A 24881-nucleotide genomic window follows, 5' to 3' on the forward strand; every position below is an offset into this window, starting at 1 on the left:
GCGTGGCACGCGGCCGGTTCCGTGCCGGGGCGGGGCCGGGGACGCGGCCGTGCCCCGGCGGGCGCGACGGGGCCGCCGCCGTGGCCGGGGGCCGGTTCCGTACCGGGGCGGGGCCGGGGACGCGGGTGCGACCCGGCGGGCGCGACGGGGCCGCCGCCGTGGCCGGGGTGCGCTTCGCGGCGGCTCCGGTCGGGGCCGCCGGGCGGCGGGCGCGCGGGCCGGGTGCCGCGGGGCGCCCGGGGCGCTGCCGGGAGGCGGTGGGGCGCCGGGTCGGCGCGGGTCCGTTCACGCCTTGCTCAGCCCCTTCCCCCGGCCGCCCAGGGCCAGGTAGACGTCCTCCAGGCTGGGAACGGCGAGGGTGAAGTCGTCCAGGGCGGCGAACGCGGGGCCGCCGGTGACCTCGGCGACCGCGGTACGGGCCCGGTCCTGCGGCAGGCGCAGCGTCCAGCGGCGGCCGGAGACCTCGGCCAGCGGGTACAGCGCGGCGATGGCGGGCAGGCCGAGCGGCGCCTCGTACCGCCACACCAGTTCCAGCCGTACCTCGTCCGCGACCAGGGCGCGGAGCCCGGCGGGGGTGTCGGAGGCGATGACCCGGCCGCGGTCCAGCACGGCGACCCGGTCCAGCACGGTCTCGGCCTCGATGACGTTGTGGGTGACCAGCAGCACGGTGCTGCCGTACCGGGTGCGGCGGCGGTCGACGGCGGCCCAGACCGCGCGGCGGGCCACCGGGTCCATGCCGGTGGTGGGCTCGTCCAGCACCAGGACCGGCCGGTCGCCGACCAGGGCTGCGGCGAAGCAGGCCAGGCGGCGCTGGCCGCCGGAGAGCCTCTTCAGCGGGCGGCCGGCCAGCGGTCCGAGGCCGAGTTCGTCGAGTACGGCGTCGCGGGCGCCGCGGGCGGCCGACGCGTTCAGGCCGCGCAGCCGGCCGGTGGTCTCGGCGGCCAGCGCCACGGTCAGCTCGTCGAAGGCGGTGGACTCCTGGCCGAGGTAGCCGATGAGCCGGGCGGCGCGGTCGGGGTGGCGGACCAGGTCGTGGCCGAGCAGGCGGATGGTGCCGGCGTCGGGGCGGAGCAGGCCGGTGAGCTGGCGGACCAGCGTGGTCTTGCCGGCGCCGTTGGGGCCGAGGATGCCGAAGATCTCGCCGTGCCGGACGTCGAGGTCGATGCCGTCGTTGGCGCGAACCGCTTCGGCGGCGGCGCCTCGCGCCCCCCGCCGCCGGGCCCCGGAACCGCCCGGGTACGTCCTGATCAGACCCCGCACCGAGCACGCCGCACCGCGGCCTGTGGCAACCGCCGTCGGCGCCGTCCCCTCCGTGCCCGTACTCACGAACACCGAGCGTACGCGCAATCCCCCGCCTCCAGCCGAGCGGGTCTCCCCACACCCCCTCCCCGCGACACCCCCGCCCCCGGCCGACACCCCTCCCGGGGCCGCTCCCGCGCCCGCCGCCGGGCGCACGACCCCGCGGCGCGCGGGGGGCCTGTCCGTCCGCAACCGAAAAAGGCCGGGGCCTGCCCCGGGGACCGGTCCGGCGCCGGTCGGCTGCCCGGCCCGAGCACGTCTCCCGGTGCGGGGAACCGTTTTCGCCGGGTCCGGCCGGGGGCCGGTGGCGGGACGGCGGGGGAAGGGCGGGGGAAGGGCGGGGGAAGGGCCGGGGGCCGCGCCGGAGGCGTCAGGCGTCGGGCGTCAGGTTTCGGAGGCGGCGGGGGTGCGGCCCTCGACCTCGCGCCAGAAGCCCGCGCGGATCGCGTAGCGGTCGTGCTCGTCGATCTGGTCGTCCTTGTGGGCGAGCAGGCCGAAGCGGGCGGCGTAGCGCAGCAGCTCGCCGTCGATGCGGTGCGGGACGCGGGGGTAGTGCGAGGACAGGTGCTGGAGCTGGGCGGTGTCGTTGACGCGGGCGATCCAGCGGCGGGCGAAGACCTGGCCGACCTCGTAGGGGTCGCCGCTGACCGCGGTGATGTCGGCCTCGCGGTCGGCCCAGCGCTGCTCGGCGGAGGTGACCTGCGCGAGGGTGGGCAGCCCGCTGGTGTCGGGCAGGTCCGCGCCGGGGCCGCGGTCGGTCCAGCCCTTGTCGGAGGACCAGCGCAGCGTCGCGTTGGTCGCGGAGTGCGGCGGCGGGGTGGCCGCGTGCGTGGCGCGGCCGAGCCCGGCCAGGTCCTTGGGGGTGGGGACGACACCCTTGCCGGGGGGCACGCCCTGCGCGGTGTCCGGCTCGGGCGCCGAGCCGTTCTTCGCCGCGTGGACCGGGTGCGTTGGGTGCCCGGTGTGCGGGGCGTGCCCGTTGTCCTGCGGCTCGTTCCCCGACTCCGGCAGCGGCGCGGACAGGATCGCGGCGATCTCCGGCCGGATCTCGGGCCGCGGCCCCGGCGGCGGGCAGGCCCCGCTGATGTCGCGGGCCCGGATCGCCGCGGTGATCCACTCCCGGTCCAGCACCCGCCGCTCGTCGGCCTCGGCCACCAGGTCCTCGGACTGGTTGTAGTCGCCGTCGGCGGCCTGGACGGCCCACAGGTGCACCGCGACGCCGTGCTCCTTGGCGGACATCATGCCGGGCAGCAGGTCGCCGTCCCCGGTGACCAGTACGACATCGGAGCAGGCACGGTTGCGGGCCAGCTCCGACAGTTCCGCGTGCATCGCCGCGTCGACGCCCTTCTGGGCCCACCGGCCGTCCGTCCGGGTGAGCGCGCCGAGCCGTACCGTCACCCGGGGCATCACCCGCAGCCTGCGGTGCTCCGGTTGCGGAACCCGGTCGGGTGCCCCGTCGAACCAGTAGATCCGCAGCAGCGGTTGCCCGGTCTCCTCCTCGGCGCGTTTGCGCAGGCCGGCGACCACGGCGGCATGATCCACCAGGATCCGGGAACGCGACGGTTCACCGGCCAGCAGACTCGCCGCTGCGCCCAGCAGATATCCGGCGTCCACCAGGACGACGCAGCGGTCCACCTTGCACCTCTTCCGGTCGCCCCCCGGCACGGAACTTCCCCCGCGGTTCCCCCGAGTCTGCCCGAATGCTCGGACGTTATGACCGTGAACCCGATCTTCGGCGTGGCGGTCCTCACTTTTTCCTGCCGGTTCTCCGGCACACACGGGGCCAATTGTCCGACATGCGCGCTTTGTCGTCCCGTGTGAACCTGATGGCGGCCAACGGCCCACCCGGCCGGTCGGCCTCAACACCCCCCACACCAGGAAGGCACGACCGTGGCGAAGAACAGGAACCAGAACCGCCAGCGTGATCAGCGCGACCGGCGGACCGGCCAGGACATGGACCCGCAGGACACCGCGCGCCCCGCGGCGCCGGCGGACCGGCACGAAATGCCCGCCGCCACGCAGGTCCCGCCGCGCAAGCAGAAGCAGCGGTTCGGCCACAACTGACCGGCCCGCGCCCGCCGGTCGGGCCCGAACAGGCGGATCACGACGCGGGGGCGCCCTTTCCGGGGCGCCCCCGCGCTCGTACCGCCGTCAGCCCGCCGTCAGCCCGCCTGCTGGCCGACTCCCAGGCACGCGGGGCCGAGCAGCGCCTTGAGGTCGCCGAAGAGCGACGGATCGGCGGTCACCCGGTGCCGGTCGAGCCGCAGCACCGTGGTGGACCTGGCCCCCTGCAGCCTGACCCGCACCTCGGTGTTGCCCTTGTGGCTGTCCAGCACCTCGCCGAGCCGGGCCACCAGCGGCGGGGTGACCTTGACCGTCGGGATGGAGATCATCACCGGCGCGTTGGTGCCCACGTCGGTCAGGTCCGGCACCATCAGCTCCATGGCGACCAGCCGCGGGATGTCCTCGCGCTTGTCCAGCCGCCCCTTGACGAAGACCACCGTGTCCTCGACCAGCTGGGTGGAGACCAGCTGGTAGGTGGCGGGGAAGAACATGCAGTCCACCGAGCCCGCCAGGTCCTCCACGGTGGCGATGGCCCAGGCGTTGCCCTGCTTGGTCATCTTCCGCTGCAGGCCGGAGATGATGCCGCCGATGGTGACGATCGCGCCGTCGGCGTAGTCGCCGGCCAGTGCCGCGATCGAGGCGTCGGTCTTGTCGTTGAGGATGTGCTCGATGCCGAACAGCGGGTGGTCGGAGACGTACAGGCCGAGCATCTCCCGCTCCTGGGCGAGCAGGTACGTCTTGTCCCACTCGATGTCGGAGAAGACCACGTCCATCCCGAAGGCCGGGCTGTCGGCGCCGTCGTCCCCGCCCATTCCGCCGAACAGGTCGAACTGCCCCTCGGCCTCCTTGCGTTTGACCTGCACGACGTTGTCGATCATCGTCTCGAAGTGCTCGGTCAGCCCGCGCCGGGTGTGCTTCATCACGTCGAAGGCGCCGGCCTTGATCAGCGACTCCACGGTCCGCTTGTTGCAGACCACCACCTCGACCTTGTCGAGGAAGTCCGGGAAGGAGGTGTAACGCCCCTTGGCCTTGCGGCACTTGACGATGGACTCGACGACGTTGGTACCGACGTTGCGGACCGCGGTGAGGCCGAAGACGACGGTGTCGTCACCGCTCGGGGTGAAGTTGGCGTTGGACTCGTTGACGTCCGGCGGCAGCACCTTGATGCCCATCCGGCGGCACTCGTTGAGATAGAGCGCCATCTTGTCCTTGTCGTCCTTCACCGAGGTGAGCAGGCCCGCCATGTACTCGGCCGGGTAGTTGGCCTTGAGGTACGCGGTCCAGTACGACACCAGGCCGTACGCGGCGGAGTGCGCCTTGTTGAAGGCGTAGCCGGCGAAGGGGACCAGGACGTCCCACACCGCCTGGACGGCCTGGTCGGAGTAGCCGCGCTCGCGCATGCCCGCCTGGAAGGGGATGAACTCCTTGTCCAGCACCTCCTTCTTCTTCTTGCCCATCGCGCGGCGCAGCAGGTCGGCCTGGCCGAGCGAGTAGCCGGCCAGCACCTGCGCGGCCTTCTGCACCTGCTCCTGGTAGACGATCAGGCCGTAGGTGATGTCCAGCACCTCGCGGAGCGGTTCCTCCAGCTCGGCGTGGATCGGGGTGATCTCCTGCTGCTTGTTCTTCCGCAGCGCGTAGTTGATGTGCGAGTTCATGCCCATCGGGCCCGGCCGGTACAGGGCCGAGACGGCGGAGATGTCCTCGAAGTTGTCGGGCTTCATCATCCGCAGCAGGGCCCGCATCGGGCCGCCGTCGAACTGGAAGACGCCCAGCGTGTCGCCGCGGCTGAGCAGGGCGTAGGTGTTGGGGTCGTCCAGCGGCAGGGACAGCAGGTCGATGTCGATGCCCTTGTTGGCCTTGATCGACTTGACCGCGTCGTCCATGATCGTGAGGTTGCGCAGGCCCAGGAAGTCCATCTTGAGCAGGCCGAGCGACTCGCAGCTCGGGTAGTCCCACTGGGTGACGACCGCGCCGTCGTTCTTCGGCGAGAAGATCGGCACGTGGTCGATCAGCGGCTCGGCGGACATGATCACACCGGCCGCGTGCACGCCCATCTGCCGGACCAGGCCCTCGATGCCCTTCGCCGAGTCGATCACCTTGGTGACGTCCGACTCGTTCTCGTACATCGCGCGGACCTCGGCGGCCTCGCTGTAGCGCGGGTGGTTTTTGTCGGTGATGCCGGACAGCGGGATGCCCTTGCCGAGCACGTCGGCGGGCATCGCCTTGGTGATCCGGTCGCCCATCGAGAACGGGTAGCCGAGCACCCGGGCCGAGTCCTTGATCGCGGCCTTGGCCTTGATGGTGCCGTAGGTGGCGATCTGGGCCACCTTGTCGGAGCCGTACTTCTCGGTCACGTAGCGGATGACCTCACCGCGCCGGCGTTCGTCGAAGTCGATGTCGACGTCGGGCATGGACACGCGCTCGGGGTTGAGGAACCGCTCGAAGATCAGGCCGTGCGGCACCGGGTCGAGGTCGGTGATCCGCATCGCGTAGGCGACGATCGAGCCGGCCGCCGAGCCGCGGCCGGGGCCGACCGCGATGCCGTTGTCCTTGGCCCACTTGATGAAGTCGGCGACGACGAGGAAGTAGCCGGGGAACCCCATCTGGATGATGGTGTCCATCTCGTACTCGGCGAGCTTCTGCCGGTCCTCGGGGATGCCGCCGGGGAACCGGAAGGCCATGCCGCGGGCGACCTCCTCGCGGAACCAGGTGATCTCGGTGTAGCCCTCCGGCACGTCGAACCGGGGCATCAGGTTCCGCTCCTGGAACATGCCCGTGGTGTCGATCCGGTCGGCGATCAGCAGCTGGCTGTTGCGGCAGCCCTGCTGCCACGCGTCGGAGGAGTCGATGGCGTACATCTCGGCGGCGGACTTCAGGTAGTAGCCGGAGCCGTCGAACTTGAACCGGCCGGGGTCGGACATGTTGGAGCCGGTCTGGATGCACAGCAGGGTGTCGTGCGCGGACGACTCCTTGGCGTAGGTGTAGTGGGAGTCGTTGGTGACGACGAAGGGCGCGTTCAGCTTCTTGGAGATCTCCATCAGCCCGTCGCGGGCCCGGCGGTCGATGTCGATGCCGTGGTCCATGATCTCGACGAAGAAGTTGTCCTTGCCGAAGATGTCCTGGTATTCCGCCGCCGCCTTGACCGCCTCCTCCATCTGCCCGAGCCGGATCTTGGTGGAGACCTCGCCGGAGGGGCAGCCGGTGGTGCCCATCAGGCCGGCGGCGTACTCGCTGAGCAGTTCGCGGTCCATCCGGGGCTTGCGGAAGTAGCCCTCGAAGGACGCCCGGGACTGGGCCCGGAACAGGTTGTGCAGCCCGACCACGTCCCGGGCCCAGATCGTCATGTGGGTGTAGGCGCCGGCACCGGAGACGTCGTCGTTCTTCTGGTGGGGGGCGCCCCACTTGACGGGCTTGTTGTACCGCCGGGACTCCGGCGCGAGATACGCCTCGATGCCCATCACCGGGGTGACGCCGGCCGCCTTGGCCTGGTGGAAGAAGTCGTAGGCGCCGTGCAGGTTGCCGTGATCGGTGATGGCCACATGGCTCATCCCCATCTCGTTGCACGCCTTGAACATGTCCTTCAGTCTCGCCGCTCCGTCCAGCAGCGAGTACTGGGTGTGGACGTGCAGATGAGTGAAGGGCTGGTCGGTCACGGGCTGCGACACCTCCGGCGCGAGGGGTTGGTCTGACGGCGCTGGCGAGTCTACGACCCGGGTCCGACAGCACGGGTCCGGCTCTCCCGGTCCCCCGGCCGGGTCCCGTCGGCCGGACCCGGGCGCCGGACCCCGGTGACCGGTTCCGCCGCCGGGCGGGCGCGCCGGCCCCATCTGTTACCCGTCCTTTAGGCCACGCCTACGCCCCCGCGTGGCACACTCTGCGCCATGGAGGAGATACGACCGCGGCTGAGGGTGGTTCGCGCCGCCCTTTTCGCCGCGCTGTGCGTGACGCTCTCCTCCACCTCCCACGTCCTGATGGCGCACACGCCGCTGCCGCTGTTCGCGGTGGGCGGGGCGTTCGCCGCGGTGTTCACGCTGGCGTACCTGCTGGGCGGCCGGGAGCGCGGCTTCTGGGCGATCGCCGGGCTGATGGTCCCGGTGGAGCTGGCCGTCGACACCTTGTTCACCTCCGGGCAGCAGGCGTGCTATGGGCCGTCCGGCGGGCCGGTGACCGGCTCCTGGCGGACCCTGCACGAAGCGGTGGTCTGCCACGGCAGCCAGGTCGGCGGCGGCCTGGCGGCCGTACCGGGCGGTCAGGCGGCCCAGCAGATGCCGTCCACGGCGCTGCCGTGGCTGCTGCTGGCCGCGCATGTCTCGGTCGGCCTGCTGGCTTCCTGGTGGCTGCGCAGCGGTGAGACCGCGCTGCTGCGGGTGCTGCGCTCGACGGCCGCCGCGGCCTTCCGGCCGCTGCTGTTCGCGGTCGCCGCCGCCGGCCCCGTCACCGCGCCGCCGCCGGGCCGGCCGCGCCCGGCCGCCCGGTCCGCGGCCGGCGCGCCGTCCGCCCGGCCGCTACTGCACGCCGTCGTACGCCGTGGTCCGCCGGTCCTGGTCGCGCTGTAACCGCACGACGACCGGCAGGGCCCACACGCGCACACCGACGGAGAAACCGGACATGAGCACCAGGAACAGCAAGGCCGCCAAGGACGCCGCCCGCGAGCGGCTGCGGATCCAGCGGGAGAAGGACGCCAAGCGGGCCAAGGTCCGCCGCCAGCTGCTGGTCGGCGGCGGCGTCATCGTGGTCCTGGCGATAGCCGGCGGCGTGGCCGTGGCCGTCAACGCCGCCAGCAAGCCCAGCTACTGGTCGGCCGCCGCCAAGGACAAGCTGGTCAAGCCGGCCAACACCTCGGGCACCAACGGCACCACCGTGATCATCGGCGACAAAAACAACAAGAACACCGTCGAGGAGTTCGAGGACCTGCGCTGCCCGATCTGCGCGGCCTACGAGCAGACGGCCGGTGCCGCGGTGCTCAAGGACGCCGAGGCCGGCAAGTACAAGATCTCGTACACCTTCGGCACCTTCCTGGACGCCGCCAACGGCGGCTCCGGGTCGAAGAAGGCGCTGAGCGCGCTGGGGGCGGCGCTGAACGTCTCCACCGACGCGTTCAACCAGTACCACACCCTGCTCTACTCCAAGTCCGTCCACCCGGACGAGAAGACGGACGAGTTCAACGACGCCGACCACCTGATCGCGCTGGCCCAGAAGGTCCCGGCGCTCAAGGGCAACGCCAAGTTCTCGGACGCGGTCAAGCAGGGCACCTTCGACAAGTGGGCGCTGGCGATGACCGACAAGTTCAACGGCAGCGGGGTCAACGCCACCCCGACCGTCAAGGTCAACGGCAAGGACGTCCAGGTCTCCGGCGTGCCCTCGGACGACGTGGTGAAGGCCATCGCGGCCGACCTCACCTAGCGGCGGACCGGCGGGCACCCGCCCGCGCTTCCTCCGGGACCCGCCCTACAGGTCCCGGAGGAAGTCCAGCGCGACCGCCCAGGTCCGCTCCGCCGCCTGCGCGTCGTAGTCGGGCAGCTCCGGGTCGGTGTAGAGGTGCCCGGCGCCGCGGTAGCGGTGGACCTCCACGTCCGCGCCGGCCCGGCGCATCCGCAGGTACCAGGCGTTCAGCCAGTCCTCGGTCTCGTAGGGGTCGGGATCGGCGACGTGCAGCTGCACCGGGATGTCGGTGGCCGCGTCGTCGGCCATGTCCGACGTCCCGTGCAGGAGCAGCAGCCCGCGGGCCCTGTCGTCCCCCAGCGCCAGGTTCTGCGCGACGGAGCCGCCGAGCGACAGGCCCGCGTAGACCAGCCCCTTCCCGCTGTGCGGGGCCACGGCGGCGACCGCCCGGCGCAGCAGCTCGTCGGAGCCGATCTCGTCCCTGATCCGCAGGCCCTCCTCGGCGAGGTCGGTGGTGCGGCCGTCGTAGAGGTCGGGTACGAGCACCTCGTGGCCGGTCGTCCGCATCCGCTCGGCGGCGGCGTGCACGGCGGGGCGCGGCCCGTACATGGAGTGGAACAGGACGATCGTCACAGTCTGGCTTCCTCAGCGCTCGGGTACGCGACCATGGTGCCAGCACCCCCGCGGGTGCGAAGTGCCCGGGGAGAAGCGTCCTGCTCGGATCGGAGGCGACGATGGACGGCGCGTTGCGCCCGGTACTGGTGGTCTGCGCGGCCGTGGTGTTGTCCCTGATCGCCGGCTGGGCCGTCGACCGGTCCCTGCGCACGGTGGACACCCGGCACCCGGAGACACCGCTGTGGCATCTGCTGCGCCGCTGCGGTGTGCCGCTCCAGGTGGTGATCCTCACCGCGATCCTGCGCGGCGGCTACCGCTCGGCGCACTTCGCCGACGAGCACGCGGCGGCCATCGGCCAGGCCCTGGTGGTGGTGCTGATCGCCGCCTCCGGCTGGCTGGTGGTGCGGATCGCCGCCGCGGTCACCGACTCCTCGTACGCCCGCTACGCGGCCGTCTCGCACGACGTCCCCAAGATCCGCCGGCTGCGCACCCAGCTGACGCTGATCCAGCGGGTGTTCACCGCGGTCGTGACGGTGATCGCGGTGGCCTCGGTGCTGTTCACCTTCCCGGCGCTGCGGACCGTGGGGGCCTCGGTGCTGGCCTCGGCGGGCATCATCGGCATCGTCGCCGGTGTGGCCGCCCAGTCCACGCTGAGCAACCTCTTCGCCGGCCTGCAGATCGCCTTCGGCGACATGGTGCGGATCGGCGACACGGTGGTGGTGGACGGCGAGTGGGGCGTGGTCGAGGAGATCACCCTGACCTTCCTGAGCGTCCGCACCTGGGACGAGCGGCGGATCACCATGCCGGTGTCGTACTTCACCAGCAAGCCGTTCGAGAACTGGTCGCGCGGCGACCCGCGGATGACCGGCACGGTCTTCTTCCACCTGGACCACTCCGCCCCGGTCGACGCGATGCGCAAGCGGCTGCTGGAGGTCCTGGAGCAGGCGACCGAGTGGGACCGCAGGGCGTGGGGGCTGGTGGTGATCGACAGCACGCCGACCACCATCCAGATACGGGCGCTGGTCACCGCCAAGGACGCCGAGGACATCTTCAACCTGCGCTGCATCGTGCGCGAGCAGCTGATCGACTGGCTGCGCTGCGAGCACCCGTACGCGCTGCCGCGGATCAGCACCGCGCCCGCCCCGGGGCGTCCGGGAGCCGGCCAGGACCGGGGGATGACGCCGATGCCGGACTCCAAGGACCTGGGGCCCGGCCCCGGAGCACGCTGAGCCCCTCCCCAGCGCGCCGGCCCCACCAACGCCGGCCCGCCGCCCCCACCGTGCCGCCTTCCCCGCGCCGGCCCCGGGGCCGGGCGTCCCGGGCCGCCCCGCCGCCGCCTCACAGCCCCCGCATCGAGCGCAGGTCCAGGTGCCGCAGCACCCGGTCCACCACCTCGGGGTCGTTGCCGGGCTCGCTGCGCGCGGCCAGCACCTCGTGCCGGGCGGCCGAGAGCATGTCCTCCTGGATACGGCGCAGCGCCTTGAGCCGCTCCAGTCGCCGGGCGTGGCTGCCGCGTCGCTCCTCGTCCACCAGGTCGGGCGAGATGCGGGCGGCCACGTCCAGCGCCCTGCGGTGCAGCATCTCCGACAGCTCCTCGTCGAGCTGCTCGCGGCTCTCGACCTCCTTGAGCCGGGCCCTGGCGGCGGCCATCGCCCGTACCGCCAGGGCGCGTTCCAGGGACTGCTCGGCGTCGGCGTCGCTGCGCACGCCGAGCCGCTTGACCAGCCAGGGCAGGGTGAGCCCCTGCACGACGAGGGTGGCCAGCACCACCGCGAAGGCGATGAACAGCAGTTCCTGGCGGGCCGGGAACCTCCCGTCGTGGTCGGTGGTGAGCGGGATCGCCAGGGCGAGCGCCACCGACGCCACCCCGCGCATCCCCGACCACCACATGACGACGGTCTCCTGCCAGGTCATCGGGATGTCCTCGTCCATGTCCCGCAGCGAGTGCAGCCGTCTGGCGATCCACGAGGCGGGCAGCAGGTACAGCAGCCGCACCCCGACCACGACGGCCACCACCAGCCCGGCGTGCCGCAGCATCTCCACCCGGTAGCCGGCGCCGACGGTGAAGACGTTGTGCAGCTCCAGGCCGATCAGGCCGAAGGCGATGCCGGTGACGAGGGTGTCGACGATCTCCCAGAAGGTGTTGCCCACCAGCCGGGCCTGTACGTCGTCGGCCTCGAAGGCGTGCTCGGCCAGGAACAGCGCGGTGGTGAGCACCGCGAGGACGCCGGAGCCGTGGAACTCCTCGGCGAGCGCGTAGGAGGCGAACGGCACCAGCAGCGACAGGCCGATCTGCAAGGTGGCGTCCCCGACGACGCCCATCAGCTTGTTGGCCGCCCAGCCGAGTGCCAGTCCGACGGCGACCGCGACGACCGCGGACAGCAGCAGTTCCAGGGCCGCGTGCGGCAGCGAGAACTCGCCGGAGACCACCGCCGCGACCGCGACGTGGTAAAGCACGATGGCGGTGACGTCGTTGAACAGCCCCTCGCCCACCAGGGTGGAGATCATCCGGCGGGGCAGCCCGAGCGCGCCGGCCACCGCGGTCGCCGCCACCGGGTCGGGCGGCGCGACCAGGGCGCCGAGCGCCACGGCGGCGGCCACGGTGATCCCGGGCACCACCGCGTCGGCGACGGCCGCGACGGCCGCGGTGGTGACGAAGACCAGGGCCACCGCGAGCAGGAAAATGGCCCGCCTGTTGGCCGCGAACTGCCGCCAGGAGGTGCGCTGCACGGCCGCGTAGAGCAGCGGCGGCAGCAACAGCGGCAGGATCAGGTCCGGGTCGATCTGTACGTTCGGCACCTGCGGGATCAGCGCCAGCACTCCGCCGAGCAGGGTCATCAGGACCGGCGCGGGCAGCTTCACCCGGTCGGCGAGCGGCACCATGACGATGGCCGCGAGCATGATCACGAAAAAGAGGGCGAGCTGATCCACGGCGTCAGTCTGCCGGGTGTTCCGCGTACACGGGCCGTCAATCGCCGAGCGGCCCGGCCGATTCATGGCCAAGGGTGTGCCGGCGGGCGGGGGCGGTCCGGCTGCGTGGCGGACCGCTCACTGACTGTCCGCGCGCACGACCTCCAGCGCGTGCCGCAGGTCGGCCGGGTAGTCGCTCGCGAACTCCACCCACTCACCGTCGGCGGGGTGCTCGAAGCCGAGCCGTACCGCGTGCAGCCACTGCCGGGTCAGCCCGAGCCGCTTGGCCATCGTCGGATCGGCGCCGTAGGTGAGGTCGCCGACGCAGGGGTGGCGGTGGGCGGACATGTGCACCCGGATCTGGTGGGTGCGGCCGGTCTCCAGCTTGATGTCGAGCAGGCTGGCCGAACGGAACGCCTCGATCAGGTCGTAGTGCGTCACCGAGGGTTTGCCGTCGGCGGTGACCGCCCACTTGTAGTCGTGCTGCGGGTGGCGGCCGACCGGGGCGTCGATGGTGCCGCTCATCGGGTCCGGGTGCCCCTGGACCAGGGCGTGGTACCGCTTGTCCACCACCCGGTCCCGGAACTGCGCCTTGAGCAGGGTGTAGGCCCGCTCCGACTTGGCGACCACCATCAGGCCGGAGGTGCCGACGTCGAGGCGGTGCACGACGCCCTGGCGCTCGGCGGCCCCCGAGGTGGAGATCCGGTAGCCGGCCGCCGCCAGGCCGCCGATCACGGTGGTGCCGGTCCAGCCGGGGCTGGGGTGGGCGGCGACCCCGACGGGCTTGAGGACGACCACGACGTCGTCGTCGTCATGGACGATCTCCATGCCCTCCACGGGTTCGGCGACGATCCGCACCGGCTCGGCCGGAGCGGGCATCTCGACCTCCAGCCACGCCCCGCCGCGCACCCGCTCCGACTTGGCCGCGGCGGCGCCGTCGATGGAGACCTTGCCCGAGGCGGCCAGCTCGGCGGCCTTGGTCCGGGAGAAACCGAACATACGGGCGATGGCGGCGTCGACGCGCTCGCCTTCCAGACCTTCGGGTACGGGCAGGGAACGGACTTCGGGAAGCGTACTCACCTGACCGAGTATGGGCCCTCAGTCCTGGTGCTTGGTGCCGTCGGGGTCCACCCCGCGGAACGAGAGCAGCACGATCAGCACGCCGCCGCAGCAGATCGCCGAGTCGGCGAGGTTGAAGACCGCGAAGTGGGCCGGCGCGATGAAGTCCACCACACGGCCCTGGAAGCTGCCGGGAGCGCGGAAGATGCGGTCGGTCAGGTTGCCGAAGGCGCCGCCGAGCAGCAGGCCCAGCGCGACCGCCCAGGGCAGGCTGTACAGCCGCCGGGACAGCCGGACGATGACCGCGATCACACCGACCGCGATCACCGTGAAGACGATCGTCATGCCCTGGCCGAGCCCGAAGGCCGCGCCGGCGTTGCGGATCGCGTCAAAGCGCAGGTAGTGGCCGAAGACGTCGATCGGGTCGTGGTGCTCCAGGCTGTGCACGACCCAGATCTTGGACAGCAGGTCGAGCAGGTAGGCCAGCACCGCGACCCCGATCAGCACGGCGATCCGGCGCCCCCGCACCCCGGCGGCGCCGGGCGCCCGTACGGACGTGCCGGCCGGCGCCCCGGTGTCGGGGCCGGTCCCGGCGTCCGCCGCGGCGTCGGTCTCGGCGCCGGCCTCCGGAGCGGCCGACGAGGGATCGGCGGACCGCGCCGCCCCGTCCGGCGCGTCCGGTGTGGTGATGGTGCGCTCCGCTTCCGTCACGTGAGTTCCTCAGCCGTCGTGAGCCCTGTGCCGCTGCCCGCCAGGGCGAATCCTGACTGCTGACGAGGGTACGGCACCGGCCTGGCGAGGGCCCCCCGGCGGGTGGCGGGCGGGAGCGGTCAGCGGCGCTCCTGCCGCTGCTTGTCGTCCAGGCACAGGGTGGCCCGCGGGAACGCCTGCATCCTGGCCTTGCCGATCGGGTTGCCGCAGACCTCGCACAGGCCGTACGTGCCCTCGTCCAGCCGCTGGAGCGCGTGGTCGGCCTGGGAGAGGGTCTCCCGGGTGTTGTTGGCCAGCGCCAGCTCGTACTCGCGGGTGATGTTCTTGCTGCCGGTGTCGGCCTCGTCCCCGGTGCTGTCCCCGGAGTCGCGCATCAGGCCCGCGACGGCCGCCTCGGAGGAGGCCAGCTCGGCCCGCAGCCGCTCGACCTCCGACAGCAGCTCGGCGCGGGCCTCCGCCACCTCCTCGGGCGTCCACGGGTCCTCGCCGGGGAGCACGGCCAGGATGTCCGGCCCGGCGACGGTACCGGCGGCGGGGATCGGGGACCCCGATGTCGCGGCCGGCTGGGCCACGGTCTTCTTCGCTGCCACCTTGCGGGCTCCTGTCTTCTTCGCGCCGGCGGCCGCAGTGGCCGCCGGTGTCCTGCCCGGCGCCTTCGGTGCCGGTGCCTTCTTCGCGCCCTCGCGGCCCGCGGCCCTCCGGGCCGCGGCGGTCGGGCCCGCGCTCCGGCCGGCCGGGCTCCTCGTCGAACCGCCGGCCGCCTCCTGTCGAAGCAGCGTTCCGTGCCGCCGCGATCTTCCCCGGCGCCGCCCTCCCGGGCGGCGTCTCCTCCGTCGCGCCCCGCGCCGCCTCCTCCGCGGCCGGGAGGGGGCCCCGGCACCCGGGTGATCTTGTTCGCGGGCCGTGCCGGAAACGGTAAGTCGACAATGGCTCCGCGGCAACGGGGGCACGCTGCGCGGCGGCCCGGCCGCCCTCGGGGCGGACAGGTCTCCAAGCGTTGTTCCCAGCTCGCCGCCAGGTATTCCGGCGCACCACCCCGACCGTGCGGAAAGCCGCCATTCGGGTCCAAGCCGGACCGGACGGGCCGTGGACAACCGGTCGGCGGCCTGCTCCGGGGCCCCGTACACTGGGGGCAGCGAGAGGCGTGGATGGGACGAGTAGCGCCGCAGGCAGCCCAGAGCGACCCGGGGACGGTGGGAGCCCGGGGGTGTGCGCGGTGCGAAGATCACCCCGGAGCCGCCGGAAGAAAGCCCTCGGGCGAGTAGAACCGGCGTCGCGACCCCAATGAGGGGGCGGTGCCGTCCGCGAGGACGCCGGGCGCCGCCAAGGAGGGTGGTACCGCGGGAGCGCCTCGTTCTCGTCCCTCCGACGGAAGTACGCGACAAGCGACAAGCGTCCGCCGGAGGAAGTCCCGATGAGCCAGCCGAGCCAGCCGCAGTACCGCCAGGTGCCCGCCCAGGTCGACCTGCCCGCCCTCGAACGCGAGGTGCTGGCCCTGTGGAGCGAGCGCGACACCTTCGCCCGCTCGCTGGCCCGGACCGAGGGCCTGCCCGACTGGGTCTTCTACGAGGGCCCGCCGACCGCCAACGGCATGCCCGGCGCCCACCACATCGAGGCCCGCGTCTTCAAGGACGTCTTCCCGCGCTTCAAGACCATGCAGGGCCACCACGTGACCCGCAAGGCCGGCTGGGACTGCCACGGCCTGCCGGTCGAGCTCGCGGTGGAGAAGGAGCTGGGCTTCACCGGCAGGCAGGACATCGAGAAGTACGGCATCGCCGCGTTCAACGCCAAGTGCCGCGAGTCGGTGACCCGGCACACCGACGCCTTCGCCGAGCTGACCACGCGCATGGGCTACTGGGTGGACCTGGACGACGCCTACCGCACCATGGACCCCGGCTACGTCGAGTCGGTGTGGTGGTCGCTCAAGGTGATCTTCGACAAGGGCCTGCTGGTCCAGGACTACCGGGTGGCGCCCTGGTGTCCCCGGGACCAGACCGGCCTGTCCGACCACGAGCTGGCCCAGGGCTACGAGACGATCGTCGACCCGTCGGTCTACGTCCGCTTCCCGCTGACCTCGGGCCCGCTGGCCGGTCAGGCGGCGCTGCTGGTGTGGACCACCACCCCCTGGACGCTGGTGTCCAACACCGCCGTCGCCGCCCACCCGGACGTGGCGTACGTCGTCGCCACCGACGGCACCGAGCAGCTCGTCGTCGCCGAACCGCTGCTCGGCAAGGCGCTCGGCGAGGGCTGGACGGCGACCGGGCAGCGCTTCACCGGACGCGAGATGGAGCGCTGGACCTACCAGCGGCCGTTCGCCTTCGTCGACGTGCCGGACGCCCACTACGTGCTCAACGCCGAGTACGTGACCACCGAGGACGGCACCGGGCTGGTCCACCAGTCCCCCGCGTTCGGCGAGGAGGACCTCAAGGCGTGCCGGGCGTACGGCCTGCCGGTGGTCAACCCGGTCCGCCCGGACGGCACCTTCGAGCCGGAGGTGCCGCTGGTCGGCGGCGTCTTCTTCAAGAAGGCCGACGAGGCGCTGGTCGCCGAGCTCCGGTCGACCGGCCGGCTCTTCAGGCACGTGCCGTACGAGCACAGCTACCCGCACTGCTGGCGCTGCCACACCGCGCTGCTCTACTACGCGCAGCCGTCGTGGTACATCCGCACCACCGCCGTCAAGGACGCGCTGGTGCGGGAGAACGAGCGCACCAACTGGTACCCGGACAACGTCAAGCACGGCCGGTACGGCGACTGGCTCACCAACAACGTCGACTGGGCGCTGTCCCGCAACCGCTACTGGGGCACCCCGCTGCCGGTCTGGCGCTGCGCGGACGGCCACCTGACCTGCGTCGGCTCGCTCGCCGAGCTCGGCGAGCTGACCGGCACCGACCAGTCCGGCCTCGACCCGCACCGCCCGTACATCGACGAGGTCACCTTCCCCTGCCCGACCTGCGCGCAGACCGCGACCCGGGTGCCCGAGGTGATCGACGCCTGGTACGACTCGGGGTCGATGCCGTTCGCGCAGTGGGGCTACCCGTACCGCAACAAGGACGTCTTCGAGCGGACGTACCCGGCGCAGTTCATCTCCGAGGCGATCGACCAGACCCGCGGCTGGTTCTACACGCTGATGGCCGTCGGCACCCTGGTCTTCGACAGGTCGGCGTACGAGAACGTGGTGTGCCTCGGCCACATCCTCGCCGAGGACGGCCGCAAGATGTCCAAGCACCTGGGGAACATCCTGCAGCCGATCCCGCTGATGGACCAGCACGGGGCCGACGCGGTCCGCTGGTTCATGGCGGCCGGCGGCTCCCCCTGGTCGGCCCGCCGGGTCGGCCACGGCACCATCCAGGAAGTCGTCCGCAAGACCCTGCTGACGTACTGGAACACGGTCGCCTTCCAGGCCCTGTACGCGCGAACCTCCGGCTGGGCGCCGAGCGCGTCCGACCCGGCGGTGGCGGACCGCCCGCTGCTGGACCGCTGGCTGGTCGGCGAGCTCAACGCACTGGTCCGGGACGTCACCGACGCCCTGGAGTCGTACGACACCCAGCGCGCCGGCAAGCTGCTGTCCGCGTTCGTGGACGACCTGTCCAACTGGTACGTACGCCGGTCCCGGCGGCGGTTCTGGCAGGGCGACGCGGCGGCGCTGCGCACCCTGCACGACGTGGTCGAGACGGTCACCCGGCTGATGGCTCCGCTGGTCCCCTTCATCACCGAACGGGTCTGGCAGGACCTGGTGGTCCCGGTGGTCCCGGACGGCCCGGACTCGGTGCACCTGGCGTCCTGGCCGGTGGCGGACCGGGAGCGGATCGACCCGGCGCTGTCGGAGCGGATGCGGTTGGTCCGGCGCCTGGTGGAGCTCGGCCGCGCCACCCGCGCGGAGTCCGGCGTCAAGACCCGCCAGCCGCTGTCCCGCGCGCTCCTCGCCGCGGCCGGCTTCGCCGACCTGGAGGAGGAGCTGCGGACGCAGATCGCGGAGGAGCTCAACGTCTCCGCGCTGGCCTCGCTCTCGGAGGTGGGCGGCTCCCTGGTGGACACCAGCGCGAAGGCCAACTTCCGCGCGCTCGGCCGGCGGTTCGGCAAGGGCGTCCAGGCGGTCGCGGCGGCGGTCGCGGCGGCGGACGCGGCGGCCCTGTCCGCCTCCTTGCGCGAGCACGGTACGGCGACGGTCACCGTCGACGGCCAGGAGGTGGCGCTCTCCCCCGAGGAGGTCATCGTCACCGAGACCCCGCGCGAGGGCTGGTCGGTCGCCTCCGACTCCGGTGCCACGGTCGCCCTGGATCTGGAGATCACCCCGGAGCTGGCGAGGGCCGGGCTCGCCCGCGATGTGATCAGGCTCATCCAGGAGGCCCGCAAGAACAGCGGGCTGGACGTGTCGGACAAGATCTCCGTCCGGGTCGCCGAGGCCACCGCCGAACTCTCGGCGGCCCTGGCCGCGCACGCCGGCCTCATCGCCGACGAGGTCCTGGCGACCGACTTCGCCGAAGCCGCCCCCGACCCCTCCTACGGCCCCGCCTTCACCGACCCGGCCCTCGGCCTCACCTTCCATCTCCGCAGGTCCTGACCCCCCGACCGGACGGTCCGGCGCTGCCGGCCCGTCCGGTCGGCCCGGTCCGTCCGACCCCCTCGGGTCCCTGAGAACGCACAGGGGCCGGGCCCCCGGGGATGCGCATCCCCGGGGGCCCGGCCCTTCGCTCAGCTCAGCGCCTGGCGGTCAGTTGTCGTCCTCGTCGATCAGGAAGCCCCGCATCGGCGTCGGCGCCTGCTGCAGCGGCGCCGGCCCCTGCGGCCGTACCGGTGCCATCGGCTGGGTCATCGCGGGGGACATCTGCTGCTGGCCGCCGTAGGTCGGACCGGGGGTGTGCCCCATGCCCTGGCCGCCTCCGTACGAGGGCCCGGAGCCGTTGTGACCCATCGCGCCCGCGCCGGCCGGGGCCATCCCGTTCATGGAGCCGCCGCCCATCGACCCGTTCATGGACGAAGCGGACGGAAGGGACGGAGCCGACGGCGCGGAGGTCCGCGGCGGGGCGAGTGAGTCGTCCGCCTGGTTCTCCAACTGCCGCAGCTGGGACTCCAAATACGACTTCAGCCTGGTCCGGTACTCCCGCTCGAAGCCGCGCAGGTCCTCGACCTTGCGCTCCAGGGTGGCGCGGGCGGACTCCAGCGAGCCCATCGCCACGCGGTGCTTCTCCTGGGCGTCCCGCTCCAGCGCGTCCGCCTTGGCGCGGGCGTCCCGCTCCAGACCCTCCGCGCGGCTGCGCGCCTCACCGACGATCTTGTTGGCCTCGGACCGCGCCTCGGCGATGGCCTGGTCGGCGGTCTGCTGGGCGAGCGACAGGACGCGGGCGGCGCTGTCGCCGCCGGGGCCCTGCTGCTGCATGGGGTGCTGACCCATCGGACCGGGACCCTGCTGCTGCATGGGGTGCTGGCCCATCGGACCCTGCATCCCCGGCCCCTGCATACCGGGACCCTGCTGCTGCATCGGGTGACCCTGCTGCTGCATGGGGTGCTGGCCCATCGGACCCTGCATCCCCGGCCCCTGCATACCGGGACCCTGCTGCTGCATCGGGTGGCCCTGCTGCTGCATGGGGTGCTGGCCCATCGGGCCCTGACCGCTCGGACCGGCCGGCAACTGCGGCTGGCCGCCAGGCAGCTGGGGCGGGCCCATCTGCTGCTGGGGCATCTGCTGCTGCACCGGCTGGGGTCCAGATATGGCGGCGGGTACCGGCCGGTCCTGCTGCTCCGGTTTGCGCATGCCCTGTTGCTGGTTCTGGGCGGCGGCACGAGTCGCCGCGGCCAGCTTGGCCCGCAGATCCTCGTTCTCGCGGAGCAGCCGGGTCAGCTCCGCCTCCACCTCGTCGAGGAAGGCGTCGACCTCGTCCTCGTCATAGCCCTCTCGGAGGCGGACGGTCGTGAACTGCTTGTTCCGAACGTCCTCGGGGGTCAGCGGCATCTCTTCACCTCAACGTGATCGTCGACATATCGGGAGCCCGCACCGGTCATCCTTGCAAGCCCTTCAATACGTCGAGCAGGATGAGCACGATGATCATCAGTACCAGGAAGGACAAGTCGAGCGCGACGCCCCCGAGACGCAACGGCGGGATGAACCGCCGCAGGAGCTTGAGCGGCGGATCAGTGACAGTGTAGGTGCCCTCCAGGACGACCACCATGGCCTTGCCAGGGTGCCACGAACGAGCGAACTGGAAGACATAATCCATCACCAATCGGAAAAGCAGGACAGCGAAGAAGCACGCAAGCGCGATCCACAGCACTTGGAGTGCGATGTCCATCGCGCTTCCCTCTCCCCTGCTCGTCGGCCGGTCGGCCGGGTCCTGCGCTTGTGTTCGGCTCAGCTCTGGTTGAAGAACCCGCCCTCGGCGATCCGGGCTTTGTCCTCCGCCGTGACGTCGACGTTAGCAGGCGAGAGCAGAAAGACCTTCTGCGTCACCCGCTCGATGCTCCCGTGCAGGCCGAAGACCAGACCGGCGGCGAAGTCGACAAGTCGCTTCGCGTCCGTGTCGTCCATCTCCGTCAAGTTCATGATCACCGGCGTGCCCTCACGGAAGTGTTCCCCGATAGTACGGGCTTCGTTGTAGGTCCGGGGGTGAAGTGTCGTGATCCGGTACGGCTCGCGTTCTGACACGACCTTGGGCATGATCACCGGTGCGTTCTTCTCCAGGCTGTGACGTTCGGGTGTGATGGATGCCACTGGGGCGATCCGCGGTTCGCGGGGGGCCGGCGCGTGGACGAGCCGCGGCGGCTCCTCCTGCGGCGGCTGGTGCTGGACCGGCGCCGGGACGTGCTGGCGCCGGGGCAGCCGCTCCGGTTCGGGGGCGGTTCGGCCGCCGGGCGGCGGTGCCATCTCGGGTTCGAACTCGTCGTCCGGGTCGAAGCCCGGTCCGTCGTATCCGTCGTCCTCCACGAGGCCGAGGTAGACCGCCATCTTGCGCATCGCGCCGGCCATGCTCTGCGTCCTCTCAGCGGGGTTGCGGTCCTCGACCGCCGGTGGGACGGCCGCCACAGCGTATTTATGCTGTGGTCCGACTTGTTTGGTGACGTTACCGGAGCCGCGGACGGACTCCGAGCACCGCCGTACCGACGCGTACATGTGTCGCTCCGGCGGCCACCGCCTGTTCGAGGTCCTGGCTCATCCCTGCCGAGACCATGTTCGCAGCCGGATGAGCCTCGCGCAGGCGGGATGAGATTTCCGTCAACCGATCGAAGGCTGCCCGGGGTTGGCCCGCGTACGGACCGGCCAGCGGTGCGACGGTCATCACGCCGTCGAGCCGCAGTCCGTCCGCCGAGGCGATCGCGTCGGCGAGCGCCCCGACCTCGGTGGGCGCCACCCCGCCGCGCTCCCCCCGCTCCCCGGACCCCGCGTCCAGGGCGACCTGGATGAGGCAGCCGAGTTCGCGGTCGGCGGCGGTGGCCGCGCCGGAGAGCGCGCCGACCAGCCGGAGCCGGTCGACGGAGTGCACGTGGTCAGCGTAACGGACCACGCTGCGGACCTTGTTGGTCTGCAACTGGCCGACGAAATGCCAGCTCAGCGGGAGATCGGCGCACGCGTCGGCCTTGGCCGCGGCCTCCTGGTCGCGGTTCTCCGCCACCTGCCGCACCCCGAGTCCGGCCAGCAGCCGTACGTCGTCGGCCGGGTAGGTCTTGGTGACCGCGATGAGGGTCACCTCCGCCGGGTCGCGCCCGGCGGCGGCGCACGCGATGGCGATGCGCTCCCGGACCCGGGCCAGGTTCCCGGCGAGTTGGGCCTGTCTGCCGTCGTTCACCGTGGTCCGTCCAGCCAGACGTAGCCGGCGAGCCGACCGGTGGTGTGCTCGCGCCGGTAGGAGAAGTGGTCGGCGGACTCCCGGGTGCACACGTCCGGCGCCTCGGTCACCCGTACGCCGCAGCGCGCGAGTTGGGCGCGTACGCCGGCGCTCACGTCGACCGCGGGCGTGCCCCGGCTCGTCTCGGCGTACGCCTCCGGCACGACGGCGGCGACCTGTTCCCGCAGCGCGGCGGGCACTTCGTAGCACTTTCCGCAGACCGAGGGTCCGAGCGCGGCGATGACCCGACCGGGGTCGGCGCCCTGTTCGGCCATGGCCCGCACCGCGGCGGGCACCACCCCGGCGACCAGTCCCGGCCGGCCGGCGTGCGCGGCGGCGGCGATCCCGGCGACGGGGTCGGCGAGCAGCACCGGTACACAGTCGGCGGTGAGCACCGCGAGGGTGAGGTCGGGCCGGGAGGTGACCAGCGCGTCGACCGTCGGCACCGGGCCGTCGCCCCAGGGGGCGTCGACCACGGCGACGTCCCGGCCGTGCACCTGGTTCATCCACACCACCCGGTCGGGGTCGCGGCCGAGCGCCTCGGCCACCCGGGTCCGGTTGGCGCGCACGGCGGCGGGGTCGTCGCCGACCGCGCCGCCGAGGTTGAGACCGTCATAGGGAACGGCGCTCACCCCGCCCCACCTGTCGGTGAAGGCGAAATGCGCGCCGTCCGCTGCTGTGCGATGCCCTATCACTGCCGGGCGGTCACTTCAGGAAGTCCGGGACGTCGAGTTCCTCGGCGGCCGTGTCCTGGTAGGGGCGGGCCGGCGGCACCACGGGCGGGTGCACCGGACCGGACGGGACCTCGCCGACCGGGGTGTTCTCCGGCTCGGACTCGGCCGACGAGGTCGGCAGGGCGCCGATCCCGCTGAACGACGGGGCGGTCCTGGGCGGGTCGATCCGGGCGCCGGCGGCCGGGGTGGCGTCGTCGCGCGCCGGGTAGGGGTTGAGCACCCGGTCACGGGAGCCCTTGGGGGGCGGCTGGCCGCCGTCGAAGCCGGCCGCGATCACGGTGACCCGCACCTCGTCGCCGAGCGCGTCGTCGATGACCGCGCCGAAGATGATGTTGGCCTCGGGGTGCGCGGCCTCGCTGACCAGCTGGGCGGCCTCGTTGATCTCGAACAGGCCGAGGTCGGAGCCGCCGGAGATGGACAGCAGCACACCGCGGGCGCCGTCGATGGACGCCTCCAGCAGCGGGGAGGAGATCGCCATCTCGGCCGCGGCCACCGCCCGGTCGTCGCCCCGGGCCGAGCCGATCCCCATCAGCGCCGAACCGGCCTCGGACATCACCGACTTGACGTCGGCGAAGTCCAGGTTGATCAGACCGGGGGTGGTGATCAGGTCGGTGATGCCCTGCACGCCGGAGAGCAGCACCTGGTCGGCGGAGCGGAACGCGTCGAGCACGCTGACCTGGCGGTCCGAGATGGACAGCAGCCGGTCGTTGGGGATGACGATCAGGGTGTCGACGTTCTCCCTCAGTCCGGCGATGCCGTCCTCGGCCTGGTTGGCGCGGCGACGGCCCTCGAAGGTGAAGGGGCGGGTGACCACTCCGATGGTCAGCGCACCCAGTGAGCGGGCGATGTTGGCGACCACGGGGGCGCCGCCGGTGCCGGTGCCGCCGCCTTCGCCGGCCGTGACGAAGACCATGTCGGCGCCCTTGAGCACCTCTTCGATCTCCTCACGGTGGTCTTCGGCGGCCTTGCGGCCGACATCGGGGTTGGCGCCCGCGCCGAGGCCACGGGTCAGTTCACGGCCGACATCGAGTTTGACGTCGGCGTCGCTCATCAGGAGGGCCTGTGCATCGGTGTTGATCGCGATGAACTCGACGCCCTTGAGACCGACCTCGATCATCCGGTTGATGGCGTTGACACCACCGCCGCCGATGCCGACGACCTTGATGACTGCGAGGTAGTTCTGGGGTGCTGCCACGTCGAAGCCCTCTCGCCTCGATTACGAATCGTGTGGGACGGTCGGTGGCGCGCCGGTTGCCGTGCTGAACCCTAACCGTGAGGTTTAGGGTTACCAGTATGCCTGTCCCACGTGTTCTCTTGGGACAGGACACTAAGTCGACAAGCGGTAGCGGTTCAACGAACACGCCGAACCTACCGTTTTTCTTTTCACCCTATGTGATCACGCCGTCGTTCCTTGAGCCAGGGTCGCACACCTTGCGACATGGTCCCCACCGGCCGTCAACTCCCGGACACCGCAGGGGCCATGGGAGCACTGACGTCGAAGTGCGACGCGTCCGGCTCGGCCTTCATCAGCGCGGTGAGCACCGCGGCCTTTTGTACGCCGTCCACCGCGCTCCCCCACACCACGTCGCGGCCCCGGGTGAGTTCGACGGTGATGCCGTCGTAGGAACGCACCCGGATGGCGGTCGCCTGGCCGCGCAGTGCCGCGGGCAGGTCGGCGGAGACGGTGATCGCCGACCGCAGCAGCCGTGTTGTGCCGAAATGGCGGAGGCTGGCGGACTGCACCGGCGTCAACTGCACCAGCGGCACGCCGGCCGGCGCCCGGTCGACGGTGGCGAAACGCACGCCGTCCCGGTCGACTTCGGTGAACCGGCGGCCGCTGTGCAGCACCGCGGAGGGGGTCCGCTCGGTCACCTTCACCGTGACGGTGTGCGGCCAGGAGCGCGCCACCTCGACCCGGTCGATCCGGGGCAGCGCTGTGAGCAGCCGGTGTCGTACGGCGTCGGTGTCGACCGAGACCAGCGGCCCGCCGAGCGGCACGGCGGCGGCCCGCTCGACCTGATCGGTGGTCAGTTCCCCGGTACCGGTGACCGCCACCCGCTCGGCCCGGAACCACGACGAACCGTAGACCGCCCAGGTGCCGCCGGCCACCAGGACGGTGAGCGCGATCAGGGCGAACAGCACGGCCCGCCGGCCGGACGGCCCGCCGCCGCCCCGCGCGGCCGGCGGCCCGGCCGGCCGCGGACCCCGCTCGGGGGTGCCGGCGGGCGCGGGCGCTGCGGCGCCCCCGTGTCCGGTGTCTGCTCCGGCTCGGGTCATCCCGGTCCTCCCG

General features: G+C 72.2%; 20 protein-coding genes. 5 read left to right on the forward strand and 15 right to left on the reverse strand.

Annotated features, from left to right (window positions below):
- Nucleotides 1-285: 285 nt before the first annotated feature.
- Nucleotides 286-1326: an ABC transporter ATP-binding protein gene (locus RLT57_RS05850; RefSeq protein WP_311296293.1), complete on the reverse strand. Its 1041-nt coding sequence runs from the start codon at nt 1324-1326 to the stop codon at nt 286-288.
- A 357-nt stretch (nt 1327-1683) separates the two neighbouring features.
- Nucleotides 1684-2934: an NYN domain-containing protein gene (locus RLT57_RS05855; protein ID WP_311296294.1), complete on the reverse strand. Its 1251-nt coding sequence runs from the start codon at nt 2932-2934 to the stop codon at nt 1684-1686.
- Between the two features lie 255 nt (nt 2935-3189).
- Between RLT57_RS05855 and RLT57_RS05860 the strand changes: the two genes are divergently transcribed.
- Entirely contained in the window at nt 3190-3363 is a 174-nt protein-coding gene (locus tag RLT57_RS05860; protein WP_311296295.1) for a hypothetical protein, read from the forward strand.
- Nucleotides 3364-3461: 98 nt separating this feature from the next.
- Here RLT57_RS05860 and dnaE read toward each other — a convergent pair whose 3' ends face one another.
- Nucleotides 3462-7016 (reverse strand): DNA polymerase III subunit alpha, encoded by a 3555-nt coding sequence (dnaE, locus tag RLT57_RS05865; RefSeq protein ID WP_311296296.1) that lies wholly within the window; start codon nt 7014-7016, stop codon nt 3462-3464.
- 228 nt (nt 7017-7244) lie between these two features.
- Here dnaE and RLT57_RS05870 point away from each other — a divergent pair, with 228 nt between their 5' ends.
- Nucleotides 7245-7919, forward strand: coding sequence for a hypothetical protein (locus RLT57_RS05870; RefSeq protein ID WP_311296297.1), 675 nt, complete (start codon nt 7245-7247; stop codon nt 7917-7919).
- A gap of 52 nt (nt 7920-7971) precedes the next feature.
- On the forward strand, nt 7972-8766 hold the full coding sequence (locus tag RLT57_RS05875; RefSeq protein WP_311296298.1) for a thioredoxin domain-containing protein: 795 nt from the start codon (nt 7972-7974) through the stop codon (nt 8764-8766).
- A 45-nt stretch (nt 8767-8811) separates the two neighbouring features.
- Here RLT57_RS05875 and RLT57_RS05880 read toward each other — a convergent pair whose 3' ends face one another.
- Nucleotides 8812-9378, reverse strand: coding sequence for a dienelactone hydrolase family protein (locus tag RLT57_RS05880; protein WP_311296299.1), 567 nt, complete (start codon nt 9376-9378; stop codon nt 8812-8814).
- 101 nt (nt 9379-9479) lie between these two features.
- Here RLT57_RS05880 and RLT57_RS05885 point away from each other — a divergent pair, with 101 nt between their 5' ends.
- A complete protein-coding gene (locus RLT57_RS05885; protein ID WP_311296300.1) occupies nt 9480-10589 on the forward strand; it encodes a mechanosensitive ion channel family protein in 1110 nt (369 codons plus the stop codon).
- Between the two features lie 109 nt (nt 10590-10698).
- Here the strand turns inward: RLT57_RS05885 and RLT57_RS05890 are convergent, their stop codons facing one another.
- The 4 genes from RLT57_RS05890 to RLT57_RS05905 form a co-directional block, all read right to left on the reverse strand.
- The gene (locus RLT57_RS05890) at nt 10699-12291 is read right to left on the reverse strand and encodes a Na+/H+ antiporter (RefSeq protein ID WP_311296301.1); all 1593 of its coding nucleotides are present in this window, start codon (nt 12289-12291) and stop codon (nt 10699-10701) included.
- A 117-nt stretch (nt 12292-12408) separates the two neighbouring features.
- Nucleotides 12409-13350 carry an RluA family pseudouridine synthase gene (locus RLT57_RS05895; protein ID WP_311296302.1) on the reverse strand — a complete coding sequence of 314 codons (942 nt, stop codon included), beginning with the start codon at nt 13348-13350 and terminating at the stop codon, nt 12409-12411.
- Nucleotides 13351-13368: 18 nt separating this feature from the next.
- Entirely contained in the window at nt 13369-14040 is a 672-nt protein-coding gene (lspA, locus tag RLT57_RS05900; RefSeq protein WP_311296303.1) for a signal peptidase II, read from the reverse strand.
- Nucleotides 14041-14159: 119 nt separating this feature from the next.
- A complete protein-coding gene (locus tag RLT57_RS05905) occupies nt 14160-14630 on the reverse strand; it encodes a TraR/DksA family transcriptional regulator (protein ID WP_311296304.1) in 471 nt (156 codons plus the stop codon).
- 824 nt (nt 14631-15454) lie between these two features.
- On the opposite strand from RLT57_RS05905, the gene ileS reads away from it, so the two are divergent.
- Nucleotides 15455-18601, forward strand: a complete 3147-nt coding sequence (gene ileS, locus RLT57_RS05910; RefSeq protein WP_311296305.1) for an isoleucine--tRNA ligase — start codon at nt 15455-15457, stop codon at nt 18599-18601.
- Nucleotides 18602-18751: 150 nt separating this feature from the next.
- Here the strand turns inward: ileS and RLT57_RS05915 are convergent, their stop codons facing one another.
- The 7 genes from RLT57_RS05915 to RLT57_RS05945 all read right to left on the reverse strand — a co-directional run bounded on the left by RLT57_RS05915 (nt 18752) and on the right by RLT57_RS05945 (nt 24868).
- Complete coding sequence (locus RLT57_RS05915; protein ID WP_311296306.1) at nt 18752-19990, reverse strand: DivIVA domain-containing protein; 1239 nt, start codon at nt 19988-19990, stop codon at nt 18752-18754.
- A 46-nt stretch (nt 19991-20036) separates the two neighbouring features.
- Entirely contained in the window at nt 20037-20327 is a 291-nt protein-coding gene (locus RLT57_RS05920) for a YggT family protein (protein ID WP_311296307.1), read from the reverse strand.
- A gap of 59 nt (nt 20328-20386) precedes the next feature.
- Nucleotides 20387-21001: a cell division protein SepF gene (locus RLT57_RS05925; RefSeq protein ID WP_311300593.1), complete on the reverse strand. Its 615-nt coding sequence runs from the start codon at nt 20999-21001 to the stop codon at nt 20387-20389.
- 94 nt (nt 21002-21095) lie between these two features.
- Nucleotides 21096-21818 (reverse strand): YggS family pyridoxal phosphate-dependent enzyme, encoded by a 723-nt coding sequence (locus tag RLT57_RS05930; protein WP_311296308.1) that lies wholly within the window; start codon nt 21816-21818, stop codon nt 21096-21098.
- Nucleotides 21815-22552: a peptidoglycan editing factor PgeF gene (gene pgeF, locus RLT57_RS05935; protein ID WP_311296309.1), complete on the reverse strand. Its 738-nt coding sequence runs from the start codon at nt 22550-22552 to the stop codon at nt 21815-21817. The genes RLT57_RS05930 and pgeF overlap by 4 nt, the downstream gene beginning before the upstream one ends.
- A 10-nt stretch (nt 22553-22562) precedes the next feature.
- A complete protein-coding gene (ftsZ, locus tag RLT57_RS05940) occupies nt 22563-23786 on the reverse strand; it encodes a cell division protein FtsZ (protein WP_311296310.1) in 1224 nt (407 codons plus the stop codon).
- 260 nt (nt 23787-24046) lie between these two features.
- The gene (locus tag RLT57_RS05945; RefSeq protein WP_311296311.1) at nt 24047-24868 is read right to left on the reverse strand and encodes a cell division protein FtsQ/DivIB; all 822 of its coding nucleotides are present in this window, start codon (nt 24866-24868) and stop codon (nt 24047-24049) included.
- Nucleotides 24869-24881: the final 13 nt, after the last annotated feature.

This window comes from Streptomyces sp. ITFR-21, from assembly GCF_031844685.1.
GTDB lineage: Bacteria > Actinomycetota > Actinomycetes > Streptomycetales > Streptomycetaceae > Actinacidiphila.

Bases quoted from the DNA above. Each gene is read 5' to 3' on its own strand.
- RLT57_RS05870 (WP_311296297.1), top strand. From the start codon at position 7,245: ATGGAGGAGATACGACCGCGGCTGAGGGTGGTTCGCGCCGCCCTTTTC.
- RLT57_RS05875 (WP_311296298.1), top strand. From the start codon at position 7,972: ATGAGCACCAGGAACAGCAAGGCCGCCAAGGACGCCGCCCGCGAGCGG.
- RLT57_RS05885 (WP_311296300.1), top strand. From the start codon at position 9,480: ATGGACGGCGCGTTGCGCCCGGTACTGGTGGTCTGCGCGGCCGTGGTG.
- ileS (WP_311296305.1), top strand. From the start codon at position 15,455: ATGAGCCAGCCGAGCCAGCCGCAGTACCGCCAGGTGCCCGCCCAGGTC.
- RLT57_RS05915 (WP_311296306.1), bottom strand. From the start codon at position 19,990: ATGCCGCTGACCCCCGAGGACGTTCGGAACAAGCAGTTCACGACCGTC.
- RLT57_RS05920 (WP_311296307.1), bottom strand. From the start codon at position 20,327: ATGGACATCGCACTCCAAGTGCTGTGGATCGCGCTTGCGTGCTTCTTC.
- RLT57_RS05925 (WP_311300593.1), bottom strand. From the start codon at position 21,001: ATGGCCGGCGCGATGCGCAAGATGGCGGTCTACCTCGGCCTCGTGGAG.
- RLT57_RS05945 (WP_311296311.1), bottom strand. From the start codon at position 24,868: ATGACCCGAGCCGGAGCAGACACCGGACACGGGGGCGCCGCAGCGCCC.